Source organism: Paucibacter sediminis (assembly GCF_030254645.1).
In the GTDB taxonomy this organism is placed as follows: domain Bacteria; phylum Pseudomonadota; class Gammaproteobacteria; order Burkholderiales; family Burkholderiaceae_C; genus Paucibacter_B; species Paucibacter_B sediminis.
Map to the genome: position 1 here is coordinate 3,597,117 of NZ_CP116346.1, position 17,362 is coordinate 3,614,478.

At 68.7% G+C, this 17,362-nt stretch carries 11 protein-coding genes; 2 read left to right on the plus strand and 9 right to left on the minus strand.

Going from position 1 to position 17,362, the window contains the following annotated elements; genetic code table 11:
- Positions 1–8: 8 nt before the first annotated feature.
- Genes PFX98_RS16660 through PFX98_RS16675 form a run of 4 tightly spaced genes read right to left on the minus strand, consistent with a single transcriptional unit; the run spans position 9 to position 6,349 of the window.
- The gene (locus tag PFX98_RS16660) at positions 9–1,604 is read right to left on the minus strand and encodes a tetratricopeptide repeat-containing diguanylate cyclase (protein ID WP_285231608.1); all 1,596 of its coding nucleotides are present in this window, start codon (positions 1,602–1,604) and stop codon (positions 9–11) included.
- On the minus strand, positions 1,601–2,821 hold the full coding sequence (locus PFX98_RS16665; RefSeq protein ID WP_285231609.1) for a 6-phosphofructokinase: 1,221 nt from the start codon (positions 2,819–2,821) through the stop codon (positions 1,601–1,603). The genes PFX98_RS16660 and PFX98_RS16665 overlap by 4 nt, the downstream gene beginning before the upstream one ends.
- A 40-nt stretch (positions 2,822–2,861) precedes the next feature.
- Complete coding sequence (locus tag PFX98_RS16670; RefSeq protein WP_285231610.1) at positions 2,862–4,751, minus strand: glycoside hydrolase family 13 protein; 1,890 nt, start codon at positions 4,749–4,751, stop codon at positions 2,862–2,864.
- Positions 4,748–6,349, minus strand: a complete 1,602-nt coding sequence (locus PFX98_RS16675; protein ID WP_285231611.1) for an alpha-amylase family glycosyl hydrolase — start codon at positions 6,347–6,349, stop codon at positions 4,748–4,750. The genes PFX98_RS16670 and PFX98_RS16675 overlap by 4 nt, the downstream gene beginning before the upstream one ends.
- Before the next feature lie 193 nt (positions 6,350–6,542).
- Between PFX98_RS16675 and PFX98_RS16680 the strand changes: the two genes are divergently transcribed.
- Together PFX98_RS16680 and PFX98_RS16685 are read left to right on the plus strand one after the other, a co-directional pair.
- The gene (locus tag PFX98_RS16680; protein ID WP_285231612.1) at positions 6,543–9,272 is read left to right on the plus strand and encodes an alpha-1,6-glucosidase domain-containing protein; all 2,730 of its coding nucleotides are present in this window, start codon (positions 6,543–6,545) and stop codon (positions 9,270–9,272) included.
- 114 nt (positions 9,273–9,386) lie between these two features.
- The gene (locus PFX98_RS16685) at positions 9,387–10,541 is read left to right on the plus strand and encodes a tetratricopeptide repeat protein (protein ID WP_285231613.1); all 1,155 of its coding nucleotides are present in this window, start codon (positions 9,387–9,389) and stop codon (positions 10,539–10,541) included.
- Here the strand turns inward: PFX98_RS16685 and PFX98_RS16690 are convergent, their stop codons facing one another.
- The 5 genes from PFX98_RS16690 to PFX98_RS16710 all read right to left on the minus strand — a co-directional run bounded on the left by PFX98_RS16690 (position 10,542) and on the right by PFX98_RS16710 (position 17,322).
- Positions 10,542–10,874, minus strand: a complete 333-nt coding sequence (locus tag PFX98_RS16690; protein ID WP_285231614.1) for a YkgJ family cysteine cluster protein — start codon at positions 10,872–10,874, stop codon at positions 10,542–10,544. It abuts the gene before it with no gap.
- Complete coding sequence (locus tag PFX98_RS16695) at positions 10,871–12,115, minus strand: sterol desaturase family protein (RefSeq protein WP_285231615.1); 1,245 nt, start codon at positions 12,113–12,115, stop codon at positions 10,871–10,873. Before PFX98_RS16695 ends, PFX98_RS16690 begins: the two co-directional genes overlap by 4 nt.
- Before the next feature lie 64 nt (positions 12,116–12,179).
- The gene (prsT, locus tag PFX98_RS16700) at positions 12,180–14,969 is read right to left on the minus strand and encodes an XrtA/PEP-CTERM system TPR-repeat protein PrsT (protein ID WP_285231616.1); all 2,790 of its coding nucleotides are present in this window, start codon (positions 14,967–14,969) and stop codon (positions 12,180–12,182) included.
- Positions 14,970–15,094: 125 nt separating this feature from the next.
- Entirely contained in the window at positions 15,095–16,561 is a 1,467-nt protein-coding gene (locus PFX98_RS16705; protein WP_285231617.1) for a bifunctional serine/threonine-protein kinase/universal stress protein, read from the minus strand.
- Between the two features lie 17 nt (positions 16,562–16,578).
- Positions 16,579–17,322: a metallophosphoesterase family protein gene (locus tag PFX98_RS16710; RefSeq protein WP_285231618.1), complete on the minus strand. Its 744-nt coding sequence runs from the start codon at positions 17,320–17,322 to the stop codon at positions 16,579–16,581.
- Positions 17,323–17,362: the final 40 nt, after the last annotated feature.

The following is a 17,362-nucleotide window of genomic DNA, read 5'->3' on the forward strand; positions in this document are numbered from 1 at the left end:
AGCGGCGGCTAGCGGGCGCGCTTGGCGCGGTACATGTCGGCGTCGCTGCGCTCCATCAGCGCCTCCAGGCTCTCGCCGGGGCGCCGCTCGGCCAGGCCCAGGCTGATGCCGACCTGCAGGCCCGGCGCCAGCCGGCCCCAGTCGTAGGCGCGCACGCTTGCCTGCAACCGCTCGCACACCTGCTGGGCGCGGCCCAGGCCGGCATCCACCAGCAGCAGCACGAACTCGTCGCCCGCCAGGCGCGCGGGCAGGTCCTGCTCGCGCACATGCTCACGCAGCAGCTGGGCCAGCGCCTTCAGCACCGCGTCGCCCACGCCGTGCGAGTAGTTGTCGTTCACCTGCTTGAAGTGGTCCACATCGATCAGCGCCAGGCAGGGCGGCATGCGCTGCTCGCCCTGCAGCAGCAGGCGCAGATGCTGCTCGAAGTGGCGGCGGTTCGGCAGGGCGGTGAGCATGTCGCGCATCGCCAGCTGCTCCATCTGCTGCGAGCGCTGCGCCAGCTGCTGGACATCCCGCCGGTGCTGGCGCAGCTGCAGCTGCCAGTCGATCACATGGGCGCGGTTCTGCAGGCTTTGCTTGCGCGTCTCCTGCTCGTGGCGCGAGAGCTCGCGCAGCGCTTCCAGCGCCTCGCGGTACCGGCCCTGCTGCTCGCACAGATAGCTCACCAGGTTCTGCCCCAGCTGTATGAAACCCTCGTGGCGCGCCTGCTGGCCGCAGGCGCTCATGCGGCGCGCGGCGGCCTCGGCCTCGGCCAGCTCGCCGCGCGCCAGCGCCAGCTCGGCCACGCACCAATGCACCGAGGCGCTGACCCAGGCCTGGGCGAAGCTGGTCTCGTAGTCGCGCAGGCGGTTCAGCTCGGCCTGGCCCTGCGTGATGTCGAGCCGCCAGCAGTGGTGCAGGGCGCGCGCCAGCGTGGCCTTGACCTGCAGCGCATGCAGGCTGCCGGGCGCCATGGCGTTGAGCTCATGCGCCTGGTGCGGCGTGGCGGCGGCATCGTCCAGATGGCGGGCCAGGCGCGGTAGCGCCGTCGGTGCCTGGCCGAGGCGGCGCTCGTTAGCATGATCTGCAATCGCCACCAGGGCCATATTGATGTGCAGCTCGTAGGTGTTGAGCGGCGGCTCGCAGCGGCGCGAGATCGCCACCGCATTCTCGAAGGCGCGCTCGGCCTCGGCATAGTTGCGGCCGCTGTGTGCGGCCACGCCCAGCGCATGGTGGGCCATCACCTGCTCGCGGCCCGGCGGCAGCGCCTCGCCCAGGCGCACCGCCAGCAGCGCGCTTTCCACCGCCTCCTCGTAATGCCCCAGGCGGGTGGAGGCGATGGCATGGGTGCAGAGCGCCAGTGCCTCGCCGGCGGCGAGGTCGCAGCGCTCGAACAGCAACGCGGCGCGCTGCGCCAGCTCATGCGCCTGGCGGTAGCCGCCCAGCAGGCGCAGCTGGCAGCTCGACAGGCACAGCATGGCCTGCGCCTGGATCTCGAGGTCGCCGCTCTGCTGCCCCAGCGACAGCGCCTGCTCGGCCAGCTCCACCGCCTGCGCGGCCTGGCCGATATTGGCCAGGGTCTCGGCCCTGGCCAGCAGCTCGGCGGACTTGGCCCTGGACTTCATTCCGTCTGGTGCAGGCGCTTGGCCACCGGGTTGGGGCGCAGGCGGTAGGCGTCGGGCATGCCCGAGCCCAGCAGCGGGCGCAGATAGAGGCGGAAGGCGTCGGTGATGTCGGTGCCGCAGGGGCTGATGAACTCGTCCTCCATCACGCGCGTCTTGCCGGCCACCGCCTCCAGCGGCAGCAGCTCGTAATCGGCCGAGTAATAGCCGTTGCGCTTGATCGCCACCGAGCCGTCGCGGTCGCCCCAGATCGCGTACTGCACCGCCTTCTCGCCGACCTCGCGCGCCTCGCGCTGGTCCACGTCGGAGACGCAGCCGACGAAGCTGCGCTGCAGATAGCCGAAGGTGTCGCCGCGCACGCGCTTGATCTTGAGCTTGCTCTTGATCTCCTCGCACAGCAGGTCGGCCAGGGCGCCGGTGCCGGAGAGCTGCACATTGCCATGCGCATCGCGCTCCAGGTCCTTGGCCAGCTGGGCGGCGATCGCCTCGCCCGAGGCGTCGTGGATGCCCTCGGAAACGGCGATCACGCAGCGGCCATGGCGCTCGTACATGGTCTTCACGTCGACCAGGAACTGTTCCAGCTCGAACACCCGCTCGGGCAGGTAGATTAGGTGCGGGCCGTCGTCGGGGAACTTCTTGCCCAGAGCGGCGGCGGCGGTCAGGAAGCCGGCATGCCGGCCCATCACCACGCCCACATAGACGCCGGGCAGGGCGGCGTTGTCGAGGTTGGCGCCGGCAAAGGCCTGGGCCACGAAGCGCGCCGCCGAGGGGAAGCCCGGCGTGTGGTCGTTGCCGACCAGGTCGTTGTCGATGGTCTTGGGGATGTGGATGCAGCGCAGCGGGTAGCCGACCTTGGCGGCCTCCTGGCTGACGATGCGCACGGTGTCGGAGGAGTCGTTGCCGCCGATGTAGAAGAAATGCTCGATCTCATGCGCCTGCAGCACCTTGAAGATCTGCTGGCAGTAGGCGAGGTCGGGCTTGTCGCGGGTGGAGCCCAGCGCCGAGGCCGGCGTGCCGGCCACCAGCTCCAGGTTGTGGCTGGTTTCCTGCGTCAGATCGACGAAGTCCTCGTTGATGATGCCGCGCACGCCATGGCGGGCGCCATAGACCAGGCTCACGCTCTTGTGGCGGCGCGCCTCCAGCACCACGCCCACCAGCGACTGGTTGATCACCGCGGTGGGGCCGCCCCCCTGTGCAACAAGGATTTTTCCACTGGCCATGCTGGGCTCCTGTCGATACCGGAGCCCTCATTGCAACACATCATTGCAGTTCCAGAACCAGGCTTGAGCGTGGCGGCAGGTTCAGCGAGGAGCCCAGCTCGTGGCGCTGGCCGCTGATGACGTCGACCGCATGCGTGCGGCCCGCCAGCGACTCGGCAAAGCGCGCCAGCGCCAGCGGGGTCTCGGTCTTGTTCTTGTTCAGCACCACCATCACGCGCTGCCTGGCATCGGCGCGGAAGTAGACGTAGACCCCGTCCAGCGGGTTGTAGTGCACCAGGCTGCCGCCGTGCACCGCGCTGGCCGTCTTGCGCCAGTTCAGCAGCCGGCGCAGCCAGGCCTGGAACTCGCGCTGGGCGGGGGCCAGGCCCGCGCCGCTGAAGCCGTTGCTGGCGTCGCCGGCCCAGCCACCGGCGAAATCGCTGCGCACCACGCCGTCGTCGCGCTCCAGCGGGCTCTTCATCAGCAGCTCGGTGCCGTAGAAAAACTGCGGCGTGCGCCGGGTGGTGGCGATCACGGTGGCGGCCATGCGCATCAGGGCTTCGTCCTCGCCCAGCGCCGAGAAGATGCGGTTGGTGTCGTGGTTGCCCTCGAACAGCACCATGCGGGCGGGCTCGGGGTAGAGGGCGTCGTTCATCATGGCCTCGTAGAGCTTGCCCAGCCCCACACCATAGCCGCGCCCCTCGGGCTCGGTGAGCGCATCGCGCAGGCGGCCATGCAGCGGGAAGTCCATCATGCTGGGCATGGCCGAGACATAGCCGTCGGCATTGCGCCGGCCCTTGAGCCAATGCGCCACCATCAGCGGGTTGTCGCTCATCTCCTCGCCCACCATGGTGAGCCCGGGATACTCGGCCATGATGGCGGCCGACCAGCGCGCCAGGAAAGCCTTGTCCGAATAGGGATAGGTGTCGACGCGCAGACCGCTGAGCCCCGCGTACTCGATCCACCAGACGGCGTTCTGCACCAGGTAGGTGGCCAGCAGGGGCTGGCGCTGGTTCAGGTCGGGCATGCTGGGCACGAACCAGCCGTCCTGGAAGCGCTGGCGGTCGCTGGCGGCGGCGTAGGGGTCCTGCACCGTGCTGTGGCGGTGGTTGGTCTCCAGATAGGGCTGGCCGGGGTTGACCCAGTCGCGGCTGGGCGGGTCCTGCATCCACCAATGGCCCGAGCCGATGTGGTTGGGCACGATGTCCTGGATGAAGCCCAGGCCCAGCGCCTTGGCGCGCGCCACCAGCTGGCGGTAGTCCTCGTTGCTGCCGAAACGGGGGTCGATCCTGTAGAGGTCGGTGGGCGAATAGCCGTGGTAGGACAACTCGGGCTGCTTGTTCTCCAGCAGCGGCGTGGGCCAGACCTGGGTGAAGCCCATCGCGGCGATGTAGTCGAGGTGCTGGGCCAGGCCGGCCAGATCACCGCCATGGCGGGCGCTGGGGTTGCCGCGGTCGAGGCGGTCGCCCAGCGCGTCGAGCTGGTCGTTGCGCGGCTCGCCATTGGCGAAGCGGTCGGGCACCACCAGGTAGATCGCGTCGCGCGGGCCGAAGCCCTGGCGGCGGGCCGAGCCGGGCGCGCGCGCCCACAGCGGGTAGGCCGGGCTCAGCACCGTCTTGCCGGCGCGCTGCAGTTCCAGTTGCAGGCTGCCGGGGCGGGCGCCGGGCTGGATCTCCAGGTCCAGGAACAGGTAGTTGGGGCTGTCGCTGCGCTGGCTGCCCAGCATGCGCACGCCGGCATAGGGCCGCAGCCGCGCCTTCAGCTCGGCAATGCCCTGGCCGTGCAACATCAGCTGCAGGCGCTGGTTCATCATGCCCACCCACCAGTTGGCGGGTTCGATGCGCTCGAGTTGCTGGGCCGGCTGGGCAGACTGGGCTGACTGGGCTGACGCAGGGCCCATGGCCAGGCCCAGCAGGGCGGCGGCGAGCAGGGTGGTTTTCTTGATCGTCATGGGGCGGCGTTGCTGGAGAAGACCTGGACGGATTGCGGCGGCAGCTCGAAGCGTCGGCCGCGCTGGGCGCGCGTCGCCGCGGCGGGGTACTGGCGCTTCAGGCCGCCGGGCTGCGGCCCCAGCTCGATCCGCCGCGCCTGCTCGCCATAGTTGATCAGCACCAGGCTCAGCCGGCCGCCGAGGCGGCGCTGGAAGCCCAACACCTGGCCATCGGCGAAGGCCAGCCGGTAGCTGCCGCGCGCCAGCTCGGGCCGGCTATTGCGCAAGCTGAGCATGGCCTTGTAGAAGTTCAGAATGGAGTTCGGATCGGCTTGCTGCCGCTGGGCATTGTGGCTGGCGGCATTGGGCGAGGCGGGACGGAAGGGGGCGACGTTGCTGAAGCCGCTGGCATCCGCACTCCAGCTCATCGGGCTGCGCAGCGGTGCGTCGCCCGCCAGCCCCGGCACGCCCGCCATGCCCACTTCCTCGCCGTAGTAGATGAAGGGCGTGCCCGGCAGCAGCAGGTAGGTGGCGGCCGCCAGCTTGTACTGCGCCTCGTTGCCGGCGAACTGGTCCCAGGCGCGCGCGCCGGCGAAGATGTCGTGGTTGGAGAGCATGGTCGCCATGTCCAGCGGCGCGCTCTCGAAGTATTGCCCGACCGCCTTGATCGCCTCGGCATCGCCCTTGGCGGCCTTGACGATCTTGCCCTCCAGGCCGAAGGCGAAGGCGCTGCCGCAGATCGCCGGGGCGGCGTAGACCTTGGGCTCGGCGGTGGCCTCGCACACCACATGGCGGCGCGGATAGCTGCGTATCAGCCCGCTGAACTCGCCGGTGAGGCGGCGGCTTTCGGGCTGGTCGTTCCAGTCCTTGGCGCTGTTCTCGATCAGATGCGGCACGGCGTCGAGGCGGTAGCCGTCGAGCCCGCGGTTGAGCCAGTAGCGCAGGCTGTCGCGGTGGTAGGCCACCACCGCCGGGTTACGCAGATTGAAGTCGGGCATGTGCGGGCCGAAGGTGCCGAAGTAGCGGCTCTCGTCGGCGCTCGCGTCGCTGCCGGCGTACCAGGGGTTCTTGCCCCAGATGTCCCAGTCCTTCAGCTCATCGGACGGCTCGCGCCAGACAAACCAGTCGCGGTAGGGGCTCGTCTTGCTGGCGCGCGCCTCGGCGAACAAGGGGTGGGCCTGGGCGCTGTGGTTGAGGATGTAGTCGATGATCACGCCGATGCCGCGTGCATGCGCCTGTTTGATCAGCTCGTCGAAGTCCGCCAGGCTGCCGTAGGCGGGCTCGATGCTGCGGAAGTCGGTGGTGGCATAGCCGTGGTCGTGGTCGGCGCTGGTGAAGATGGGCATCAGCCAGATGCCCTTGATGCCCAGATCCTTCAGATAGTCCAGCCGCTGCGTCAGGCCGCGCAGATCGCCGATGCCGTCGCCATCGCTGTCCTGGTAGCCGCGCACAAAGATTTCCATGAAGGCGCCATGGGCCCAGCCGGGCCGCAGCGGGCTGGCGCTGGGGCGCTGCGGCACCGGGCTCAGGTCCACCGGCGCGGCATGCCCTGTTGCGGCTGCCAGCGCCAGGCTCAGGGACAGGGCCAGAAGGCTGGGGGGCGCGCATTGCTTCTTCATCTTGGTGACCTGGTGTTTGTAGCAAAAGTACTCATCGTTTGACACGCTGTTCAGACTCAAGCATGCCATTCGATCGCTGAATTCATGTTGGTGAATTCAACGCTTATGAAATTTATGTAGTTTTGCTACTATGTTTCGACGCCTCCCTGTCTGGGCGGCAAGAACAGCGCGGGGCGAGGGGATGCGACGAAGCATGAAGCAGTGGGCGGCCGTCCACATCGGGTTGTGCCTGGGCATGGCGATCATGGCGGGAGGCGTGCGTGCCGAGACCGGCGCAGCCGCCTGCGATGCGGCGGCCGACCAGGTCTTGCAGGCCGCGCCCGCCATCGAGGCAAGGGCTCATTGGCTGGACGCACGGCAGATCGCCTGGCCCGGCATGGCGCCGGCGGGCAGCTACAAGCTCTACCACTCGGCGGCCGGGCGGCTTGCATTGGCAGAGGGGCAGGTCAGCGGCGCCGACGGCGAACTGAACCTGCAGGCGCAAGACCTGACCCCGGGCGAGCTGGCGGGCACGCCCCGCCAGCATCTGGGCGCCGGCGTGCGCCTGAGTCTGCCCGCTGCCTTGCCGCGCGAGACCCTGCAGGACCTGCTGCGGCAGCAGTTGCTGCTGGTTCATGACGGTGGTGACGGCGCCACGCAGGCCACGGGCCTGCAGCTGGCCGGCGCACTGGACGATCTGTACGCGGCGGCGGCACAGCTGCCGGACCTGGGCGTGAGCCTGCCGGCGCGCGCTGGCACGCGCTTTCGGCTCTGGGCGCCGACCGCGCAGGCGGTGTCGGTCTGCATCTACCCGCGCGCACAGGGCCGCGCCAGCCGGCTGCAGCCGCTGAGCCTGGATGCCGCCACGGGCGCCTGGGGCGGCGGCCCGGCGCAGCGTCTGGACGGGCAGTACTACCGTTATCTGCTGCAGCTGTTCGTGCCCGGCGTCGGCCTGGTGCGCCAGCTCGTCACCGATCCCTATGCGGTCAGCCTCAGCGCCGACTCGCAGCGCAGCTATATCGCCGAGCTGGCTGCGGCACGCCTGCAGCCGCCGGGCTGGGCCGCCAGCCGCAGCCCGGCCGGTGTCGAGGCTCCCACCGACATGGCGATCTACGAGCTGCATGTGCGCGACTTCTCCATCGGCGACGACAGCGTGCCCGCGGCGCATCGCGGCAAATACCTGGCCTTCACCGACCGCGGCTCGCGCGGCATGCGCCATTTGCGCGCGCTGCGCCGGGCCGGCATCACGGACGTGCACCTGTTGCCGGTGTTCGACATCGCCAGCATCCCCGAGCGTGGCTGCCTGCAGGCCAAGGTGCCCGCGGCCGCGGCCGACAGCGAGCGCCAGCAGGCCGCCGTGATGGCGGTGGCGGGGCGCGATTGCTACAACTGGGGCTACGACCCCTGGCACTACAGCGCGCCCGAGGGCAGCTATGCCAGCGACGCGGAGGATGGCGTGCGCCGTGTGCTGGAGTTCCGCCGCATGGTGATGGGGCTGCACGAGGCCGGGCTGCGGGTGGGCATGGACGTGGTCTACAACCACACCGCCGCATCCGGCCAGGCGGCGCACTCGGTGCTGGATCGCATCGTGCCCGGCTACTACCAGCGCCTGGATGCGGCCGGCCGGGTCGAGCGCTCGACCTGCTGCGCCAACACCGCCACCGAGCACCTGATGATGGGCAAGCTGCTGCTGGATTCGGTGCTGCTGTGGGCGCGCGAGTACAAGATCGCCTCCTTCCGCTTCGACCTGATGGGGCACCAGCCGCGCGCCCTGATGGAGCAGCTGCAGGCACGCCTGAAGCGCGAGCTGGGCCGCGACGTGCAGCTGATCGGCGAGGGCTGGAATTTCGGTGAGATCGCCAACGGCGCGCGTTTTGTGCAGGCCTCGCAGCTGGCCCTCAACGGCAGCGGCATCGGCACCTTCAGCGACCGCGCGCGCGACGCCATCCGCGGCGGCAGCGCGGCCGACAGTGGCGCGGCCTTGCTGGCCCGGCAGGGCTATGTCAACGGGCTCGTCTACGATCCGAACGGCCATGGCCAGCACAGCCGCGAGGAGCTGCTGCGGGCTGCCGATCTGGTGCGCGTGGGCCTGGCCGGCTCGCTGCGCGACGTCGAGCTCGAGACCTGGAATGGCGAGCGCAAGCGGCTTGACCAGATCGACTATGCCGGCCAGCCCGCGGGCTATGCTTCGCAGCCCGCCGAGGTGGTCAACTACGTGGACAACCACGACAACCAGACCCTGTTCGACATCAATGTCTGGCGCCTGCCGCGAGGCACCAGCGCGGCCGACCGCTCGCGCGTCCAGGTGCTGGCCGTGGCGCTCAACAGCTTCAGCCAGGGCGTGGCCTATTTCCATGCGGGGCTGGAATTGCTGCGCTCCAAGTCGCTGGACCGCAACAGCTATGAATCGGGTGACTGGTTCAACCGGCTCGACTGGAGCCTCAAGGACAACTTCTTCGGCAGCGGACTGCCACCCCAGGGCGACAACGGTGCCGACCACGCGCTGATGCGGCCCTTGCTGGCCGATCCGGCCATCAAGCCGGGGCCGGCCGAGATCGCCTGGACGAATGCCGCGGTGGCCGACCTGCTGCGCATCCGCGCCAGCAGCACGCTGTTCCGCCTGCGCAGCGCGACCGAGGTACGGCAGCGCCTGCAGTTCCTCAACACCGGCCCCGGCCAGAACCCGGTCGTGATCGCGGCCAAGCTGGATGGGCGCGGCCATGCCGGCGCCGGCTGGCGGGCGCTGCTGTACTTCGTCAACGTCGACAAGCAGGCGCATGAGCTGCTGCTGCCGAGCGAGGCCGGCCTGGCCTATCGCCTGCATCCGGTGCAGAGCGCCGCTGCTGCTGCCGACCGGCGCGTGGCGGCCGAGGCGGCCTATGCGCCGGTGCAGGGGCGCTTCAGCCTGCCGGCGCGCAGCGCCGTCGTCTTTGTGCTGGACTGATCTCCGTCTAGCAAGGGCGTCGTTCATCGCCCTGGCGGGGGCGCTCGTCGCCTCGCCGCACCGATGGGCCCGAATCGCACTAGCATTGGGCCGATTGCCTGCCGGAGGTCCACCATGAAAGCGCTGATCGCTGTCCTGCTCGCCTGCACGCTGGCCGCCTGCGCCACGGCGCCGCAACCGGTTGTTGCGACCGCGACCCTGTTGCGCGATGCGGCCTTTGCGCCCAGCACCGAGGCCATCGATGCCGGCCAGGTGATGGCGCTGAGTGACGAGATGCGCAGCTATCTGCGGCGCGAGCTCGGCGCCCAGCTGCGCAGCAACGGTACCCGGCAGGGCCTGCTGGATGCGCTCTATACCAAGAGCCAGCTCAAGCTCGAGTACGACACCGCGATGACGCGCACGGCGGCGCAGGCCTTCGAGGCGCGCGCCGGCAACTGCCTGTCGCTGACGCTGATGACGGCCGCCTTTGCCAAGGAGCTGGGCCTGCCGGTGCATTACCAGAACGTGCTGGTGGACGAGCTCTGGAGCCGGGTGGGCAATCTGCAGTTCGTGGCCGGCCACGTGAACCTGCGCCTGGGCCGACGCCATACGGAGTTCAAGGTCTACGGCGACGAGGCCGAGAACCTGGTCGTCGACTTCATGCCCGGTGCGCAGATCCGCAGCCAGCGCAGCCTCGACATCGATGAGTCGGTGATCGTCGCCATGTACATGAACAACCGCGCCGCGGAGTCGCTCAGCGAAGGCAAGGTGGACCAGGCCTACTGGTGGGCGCGCGCCGCGGTCCTGCACGAACCGCGCTATCTGGGCGGCATCAACACCCTGGGCGTGATCTACCGCCGCCATGGCGAGTTGGATGCCGCGGCGCGGGCCTTCCGCGAGGTGCTGCAGCGCGAGCCCGCCAACACGCCGGCGCTGGCCAATCTGGTGGTGGTGCTGCGCGAAACCGGCCAGACCGAAGAGGCCGATCGCCTGAACCTGCGCCTGGCCGAAATCCAGCCCTATCCGCCCTTCGTGTTCTACGACCAGGGCCGCGATGCCATGGGTGCCGGCGACTTCAAGCGTGCGCGCGATCTCTTCAACCGCGAGATCTCGCGCAACGCCTATTTCCATGAGCTGCATTTCTGGCTCGCGCTGGCCAACTATGCGCTGGGCGACATGGTGGAGGTGCGCCGCGAGCTGACCCTGGCCAAGGACAACAGCACCACCTTGCGCGATCGCGAGCTTTACAGCGCCAAGCTGGACAGCCTGCGCGTCAAGCGCAGCTATTGATCAGAGCGGCGGCAGGCCGTGGCGCGCGCGGGCGCGCGTGCAGGCCTCGTCGCCCAGCCCCAGCGGCGCGCGCAGCCCGAACTCGCGGCAGGGTGCGGGCCGCCACTCGTAGATGCCGCAGCTGGCTTGCACGCCCACCTTGCCCACCAGGGCGGCGCAGCGCGGTTGCGCATGATCGGTGCCGCGCATGCGGCAGCTGCTGTCGGTGAGCTCGACGGTCAGGCCATCGGGCACCGGGCCGCCTTCGCTGAGCAGTTCGGCACGCGCGAAGTCCACGCGGAAACTCGCGCAGCAGGCGCCGCAGCGGGTGCAGGGATTGTCGGCCGCGCTCATTGCACAGCCCCGGCGGTGAGCGGGCGGCGCAGCAGCACACCCAGCAGCGGCACGCTGAGTGCGAAGACGGCCACGCCGGTGGCCCACAAGGCCTGCAGCGCCGCTGAGGGCGCCGCCTGCAGCAGCCAGGCACAGGCCAGCGCGCTGACGATCAGGCGCAGCATCTCGCCGGCGCGCCTGGCCTGCGGGTCCTCCAGCAGCTGGGTCAGCAGCACCAGGCCGGCGGCCAGCCCGAGCGCCAGGGGCAGGGCGGTGGAGAGCGCCAGGCCCGGCGCCAGCGCCAGGAACAGCACGCCCAGGCCCAGTTGGATGAACAGGTGCACCAGGCCGTAGACGGGCAGGCCGGCGGGCAGCGGCGGCGCGTAGCGGTGGAACTGCCGCAGGTCTGGTACCGGCTTGGGCGCCAGCCGCTCGAGATCCGCCGGGCGCCAACCCGGATGCCGGAACCAGAGCGCGAGCTTGTCGCGCCAGCGCGCCGTCATGCGCATATCGCGCCAGCGCTCGGCGTAGACATGCAGATTGGCCGAGAGCGGGTTCCAGCGCCGCAGCTGGCCCAGCACGCCGTAGACGATGGGCTCGTCCGCGCGCTCCTCGACGAAGCTGCCGAACAGGCGGTCCCAGAGGATCAGGATGCCGCCGTAGTTGCGATCCAGGCAATAGGCGTTCTGACCATGGTGGACGCGGTGGTTGGAGGGCGAGACGAAGACGCGGTCGAACCAGCCCAGCCGCCCCACCAGCCGCGTATGCACCCAGAACTGGTAGAGCAGATCGATCAGCGCCACCGCGCCGAACACCAGCGGCGGCACGCCCAGCACGGCCAGCGGCAGGTAGAAGATCCAGCTGAAGAGAAAGCCGGTGCCGGTCTGGCGCAGCGCGGTGCTGAGGTTGTATTCCTCCGAGCTGTGATGCACCGCATGCGCGGCCCACAACAGCGCCACCTCATGGCCGAGGCGGTGATACCAGTAGTAGCAGAGGTCGTACAACAGCAGCGCCAGCAGCCAGACCCAGAGCGCGTCCATGCGCAGCGGCAGCAGCGCCAACTGCTGCCAGGCGAGCGTGTAGATGCCCACCGTGAAGGTTTTGCTGAATACCTCGATGAGCTGGCTGGTGATGCCGGCCGCCAGGCTGGAGACGGTGTCGGCCGCGCGGTAGATCGTCTGGCCGCGCCAGCGCCCCCAGGCGAATTCCAGCCCGATCATCAGGATGAACACGGGAGCGGCATAGACGATGGGGTTGAGCATGGGCAAGCGCCGTCGTGAGGAGTTGCGAGCGCTATTGTCCTGGCCTGTGCCGCCCGCCGCAGGCCTACTGCAGTTCAGCCAGCATGCGCGTGACCTCGGCCTTCTCCGGATAGTCCTTCTTGCCCATCTTGACCAGGTTCTTCAGCTCCACGATCGCATAGGACTTGTCTCCGGCCTGCGCATGCAGCTTGGCCAGGTTGAGCCGGTAGCCGGTCGACATCGGCACCATCTCGACCACCTGCTTCTGGATCTCGAGGGCACGCGGTACCTGCTTGTTGGCGGCTAGCACGGAGGCGAGCGTGTCCATCAGGGCGGGTTGCCCGGGCGCGGCCTTGACCGCCTTTTCGGCCGCATCCAAGGCCGGCGCGAGTTTGCCCTGCTTGAAATAGGCCCAAGCCAGGTTGTTCAGCGCGATCGGGTAGTTGGGGCGTATGGCCAACAGCTGCTGCAGGCGTTTCTCGGCCTCCGCATAGTCCTGCTGAGTCAGCGCCTGGTCCGCCAGATAGAGCACGAACAGCCCGTCCTTGGGTTGCTCCTTCGTCCAGGTTTCGCTGAACTTGGCTGCTTCGGCCGTCTTCTTCGCCTTCAGCAGCGCGAAATGGTACTGCGCCGGTGCTTGGGCCGGATTGGACTTGCCGAGCGCGGTACGGAAGGCGGCAACGGCTTGTTCGTAATGCTCCTGCGACTGCTCGATTTCGCCCTCCAGCATGAAGCCCAAGGCCTGAGTCGGGAACTTCTGCTGCACCTTGCGCGCGGTCTTGAGGGCTTCGTCGTAGCGTTTCTGGCGCAGCGACAGCATGATGGCAGCACGCTGCGTCTGCAGCGCGTCCGGCGCCAGTTCCAGGGCGCGTTTCACCGAACGGGCGGCGCCGTCCACATCGTTGGATGCCACCTGGGTGTCCGCCAGGCCCAGCAAGGCGCTGACCGAGCGTGGTTGTACCGAGATCAGCTTGTTGAAGGTTGCCAAGGCCTGGTTGGCATCGCCTGAGGCGAGTTGGGCACGCCCCAGCCGTTCCTGCAGTTCGGGGCTGTCGGGCAGCGCAGCAACTGCGGCCTGAGCGGCGAGCAGTGCGTCCTGAGCCGCTTCATGATTCATGTAGTGGTCGATCAGGGCGCGCCTGGCCCCCACATCAGACGGGTTGGCCTTGACGGCGTTCTTCAGCAACTCGGCCACGTCCGCGGGCGATCCATTGGTGCGCCCCTTCAACTCGGCCAGCGCGATCAGGGCGCGGCTGCTCTTCGGATCGGCCTTGAGCACGGCTTCGAAGCGCGCCTTCGCGGCGTCCGGTTTGCCTTCCAGGAAATCAAGCGCGGCCAGGCTGGCGATGGCGGGGAAGAAATCGGGGCGCGCCGCCAGGGCAGCCTCGAAACTCTTGCGAGCGCCGGCGCCGTCTTTGCGCAGCAACAGGACCTGACCGCGCAGATTGGCCGGGATGGATTTGTCGCCCTGTTTGCGCTCCATGGCGTCGATGGCGGTGAGTGCCTTGTCCAGTTCGCGGCGGCGCACCAGGGCGCTGATGAGTGCCATATCGGCGGCAATGCCGGTATCGCTGGCTGCGATATTGCGCAGGTCGCTGAAGCCGGCGTCGGTCTTGCCCTGGGCAATTTGCGACATCGCGAGCGCGGTTCTCGCCTTGGCGCTGTCGGGCTGGCTCTGCACCGCCTTGCCGAAATAGGTCTCAGCGCTCTTCAGGTCGCCAATGGCCAGATAAGCCTGGCCGGCGAGGGTCAGCGACTCGGTGTCGGCATGCCCGCTTTCAAGTATCGGCCGCAGGGCGTTGATGGCCTTGTCCGGCTGGTTCGACTGCATATTGGCCCGCGCCAGCAGGCGGCGTGCGCCGACATCATTGGGCATCGCCTGGACGGCGCGCATCAGCAGGGTTTCGGCCGGGGCGCTGGCGCCCAGTTGCAGTTCCACCGCACCGGCCAGCAGCAGCATGCGTGGATGATCGGGCATGCCGCGCAAGCCCTTTTGCAGCAGCGTCTGGGCTTCCTTGAATTGCCCCTTGCCCAGCATCATCTGCGCCTCGAACACCAGGGTGTCGGCGTGACGTGGCAGCGCCTTGCGCATCGCCTCCAGTTGCTTGCTGGCGGCATCGACGTCCTTGGCCGCGAGATGCATGGTGATCAGGGCACTGTGCGCGCGCGCCAGATCGCCGCGCAGCTTCAGCGCCTGCTCGAATGCCGCGCGTGCGCCGGCGTTGTCTTCCTTGGCCAGGAGGAGGTCGCCGCGCAACATGAAGGCCTGGGCGTTGCCGGGCTCACGGGCGGTCAGCTCTTCCATCAATCTGAGCGCTTCGTCGAACTCGCCACTGCCGGCCTTCAGCCGGGCCTGCAGGATCACGGCCGGGCCATAGCCGGGCTTGTACTTGAGCGCTTCCGCCACCGCGACTTGGGCCTTCTCGCGCGCACCCTGCGCAGTATGCGCGGCGGCGATGCTGGTCTTGTAGTCGGCCATCGCCTTGGCGTCACTGAACTCGAGCAAGGCAAATTCGTCGAGCAGTTTGCGGCTTTCTCCTTGTGCCAGCAGGGCGCGCGCCAGTTCGGGCATGACCAGCTCGTCGGCGACCTTCAGGCGGCGAGCCTGGCGTAACTCGATCTCGGCGCCGGCCGCGTCGCCCTGTCCCAGCAGCGCCTTGCCCAATAGCAGGCGGGCCTCAGCCGAATCGGCGTTCTTCTGCAGGGCGTTCTTCAGTTCGATGGTGGCGGCGCTGAAATTTTCGAGGCTGAGGTGCCCCTTGGCCGCAGTGATCAACTCCGCCTCGCTTTTGCCACCGCAGGCAGACAGCATGATCAGGGCGGCGAGTGACAGGCTCGCCAGGCCCAGCTTGGGCTTGTGGCTGGATTTTTTCAAAACTTCCCCTTTTGAGTAGGGCCACACCGTCGGCGGCCTTGCTGCGCGCGAGTATGGCCGAGGCCATGCGGCCCAACAAGCGAGCAGAAACCAGCAGCGTGAAGAATTGGGGAGGAGGAGGGGGCTCAGGCGCTGGCCATCTCGCGCACCACGGTGACGGTGCAGTCCGATTCCGCCACCACCTGGGCCGAGACGCTGCCGAGATAGCGCCGCAGCGCCGAGTTGCCGCGTGCGCCCATCACCACATGATCGACGCGGTTCTTGGCGGCAAATTCGATGATGGCATTGGCCGCGTCCGGCGCTTCCAGCACATGGAAGGTGAGCCGGCCGTCCTCCAGCTTGAGCGCGCGGGTGACAGGTCTTGCCCAGTGCTTGAGGGCGATCAATTGCTTGACGTGCAGGCTCTTGCCATCCTTGTCGGTGAGCTCGTCCATGCCGATGCGGGCGGTCTTCATCACGCTGACGCAGGCCAGGCGGGCGCCGGGTTCGGTCTGCACGATGCGGCGCACCGTCTCGCGCAACTGCTCCAGCAGGCCGGGGGTGGCATGGTCGATGTCCACCGCGGCCATGATGATGGGGCTGCGTGCCACCTGCTCGGTGACCGTGGCCTGGGCCACCGGCTCGGAGCCGAGCGCGAAGAACCAGCGCTTGAGGGTCTTGATGGTGCCGCTGGTGTGCAGGCGTTCGGCGCGCTTGCTGAGGGTGATGCCCTCGGGGCGCTGCAGGTCCAGCGCCAGCTGGGCGGCGCTCTGGTAGCGCCGCTCCGGCTTGACCTCCAGGCAGCGCAGCACCACCTCCTGGAACCAGGGCTGGATGTTGGGGTCGATGGCGCGCGGCGGCACCGGGTCCACATAGAGGCGGCGGCGCAGGCCGCGCACCGAGGCGGGCTGGCCGAAGGGGCGCTCGCCGGTGGCGAAGTGGTACAGCATCACGCCCAGGGCGAACAGGTCGCTGCGCGGATCGTTGCGCACGAACTGCACCTGCTCGGGCGACATATAGGGGCCGGTGCCCATCGGCAGCGAGAACTCCTCTTCGAGCAGATCGGGCAGCTGGTCGTGGCGCGACAGCCCGAAGTCCACCAGCACCGCCTCGCCGCTCGGGCGCAGCATGATGTTGCTGGGCTTGATGTCCAGGTGCACCACATGCTGGCGATGCAGATCGTGCAGGGCGGTGGCCACGCGCGAGCCGATCTCGATCACCTCGTCCAGCGGCAGCGGCGCCTCGTCCAGGCGCGGGCGCAGCGATTGGCCGGCGATCTGTTCCATCACGATATAGGCCTGGCGGGTCCAGTCGCCGCGCGCCACGAAACGCGGCACATGCGGGCCCTTGAGGGCCGGCATCAGCATCTGCTCGACCTCGAAGCCGACAATGGTGGCGGGGTCCTCGCCGCCCTTGATGCGCGGCACCTTCATGATGAGCGGGAAGTCCTCACCAGGCACCGGCTCCAGCCGCGTGACGCGCCAGAGATTGGCCATGCCGCCCTGGTGCAGGCGCTCTTCCAGCCGGAAGCCATCCAGCACCAGGCCGGGTTCCAGGCTGGCGATGGGCAGGGGGGCGGGGATGCTGGCGGGACCGCTGGACTGGTCTGGCATGGATTCCTCGTTAGGCACTAATCGCCGGTCAGCAGGCGCTGCGCCAGGCGCTCCGGCAGGCCGGCGGCGCGGATGCGCGCGGCGGCACCATCATGGTCGTAGGGCACGCGCTGGAAGCAGAGCTCGTGACTCACGGTGTCGAACAGGGCGTAGCAGGCGGCCGGGTTGCCGTCGCGCGGCTGGCCGCAGGAGCCGGGGATGGCCAGCCACTGGCGGTTGGGCAGCAGCGGGATCGACATGCCCGGCACCGGCTTGAAGTCGCCCGCCTTGCCGGTCCCCGAGAGGTGGTAGAGCATGGGCTCGTGCATATGGCCGCAAAAGGTGTAGCGGCACTCGGTGGCATGCAGGCTGCGCATCGCCTCCAGGCGCCCCTGGATGTACTCCCAGGCCCGCGGGTCGTAGGCATTGGCGTGCACATAGAGCCGGTCTTCCTGGGTCTGGCTCATCGGCAGGGCGGCCAGAAAGGCGAGTTGCTCGGCATTCAGCTGGGCACGCGTCCAGAGCACGGCGGCGCGGGCGTCGTCGCGCATGCTGGGTAGCGGGCCCTCCAGCACGGCGCTGTCGTGGTTGCCCATCACCGCGATGGCGCCGTCGGCGACCATTTGCCGCACCCGATTTACTACCCAGGCCGGATCACCGCCATAGCCTACGAAGTCGCCCAACAGGGCATATTGGCCGGCATGCTGGGACTCGGCATGGTCGAGCACCGCGCTGAAGGCTTCGCGATTGGCGTGCAGGTCGGTGATCAGGGCAATTTTCATGACCCGCATAGCTTGCCATGTTTGACTGACGGCTGGCTGA

What these genes read in the sequence shown, in the direction of transcription:
- PFX98_RS16660 (WP_285231608.1), bottom strand. Translation starts at nt 1,604, where the DNA reads ATGAAGTCCAGGGCCAAGTCCGCCGAGCTGCTGGCCAGGGCCGAGACC.
- PFX98_RS16665 (WP_285231609.1), bottom strand. Translation starts at nt 2,821, where the DNA reads ATGGCCAGTGGAAAAATCCTTGTTGCACAGGGGGGCGGCCCCACCGCG.
- PFX98_RS16670 (WP_285231610.1), bottom strand. Translation starts at nt 4,751, where the DNA reads ATGACGATCAAGAAAACCACCCTGCTCGCCGCCGCCCTGCTGGGCCTG.
- PFX98_RS16675 (WP_285231611.1), bottom strand. Translation starts at nt 6,349, where the DNA reads ATGAAGAAGCAATGCGCGCCCCCCAGCCTTCTGGCCCTGTCCCTGAGC.
- PFX98_RS16680 (WP_285231612.1), top strand. Translation starts at nt 6,543, where the DNA reads ATGAAGCAGTGGGCGGCCGTCCACATCGGGTTGTGCCTGGGCATGGCG.
- PFX98_RS16685 (WP_285231613.1), top strand. Translation starts at nt 9,387, where the DNA reads ATGAAAGCGCTGATCGCTGTCCTGCTCGCCTGCACGCTGGCCGCCTGC.
- PFX98_RS16690 (WP_285231614.1), bottom strand. Translation starts at nt 10,874, where the DNA reads ATGAGCGCGGCCGACAATCCCTGCACCCGCTGCGGCGCCTGCTGCGCG.
- PFX98_RS16695 (WP_285231615.1), bottom strand. Translation starts at nt 12,115, where the DNA reads ATGCTCAACCCCATCGTCTATGCCGCTCCCGTGTTCATCCTGATGATC.
- PFX98_RS16705 (WP_285231617.1), bottom strand. Translation starts at nt 16,561, where the DNA reads ATGCCAGACCAGTCCAGCGGTCCCGCCAGCATCCCCGCCCCCCTGCCC.
- PFX98_RS16710 (WP_285231618.1), bottom strand. Translation starts at nt 17,322, where the DNA reads ATGAAAATTGCCCTGATCACCGACCTGCACGCCAATCGCGAAGCCTTC.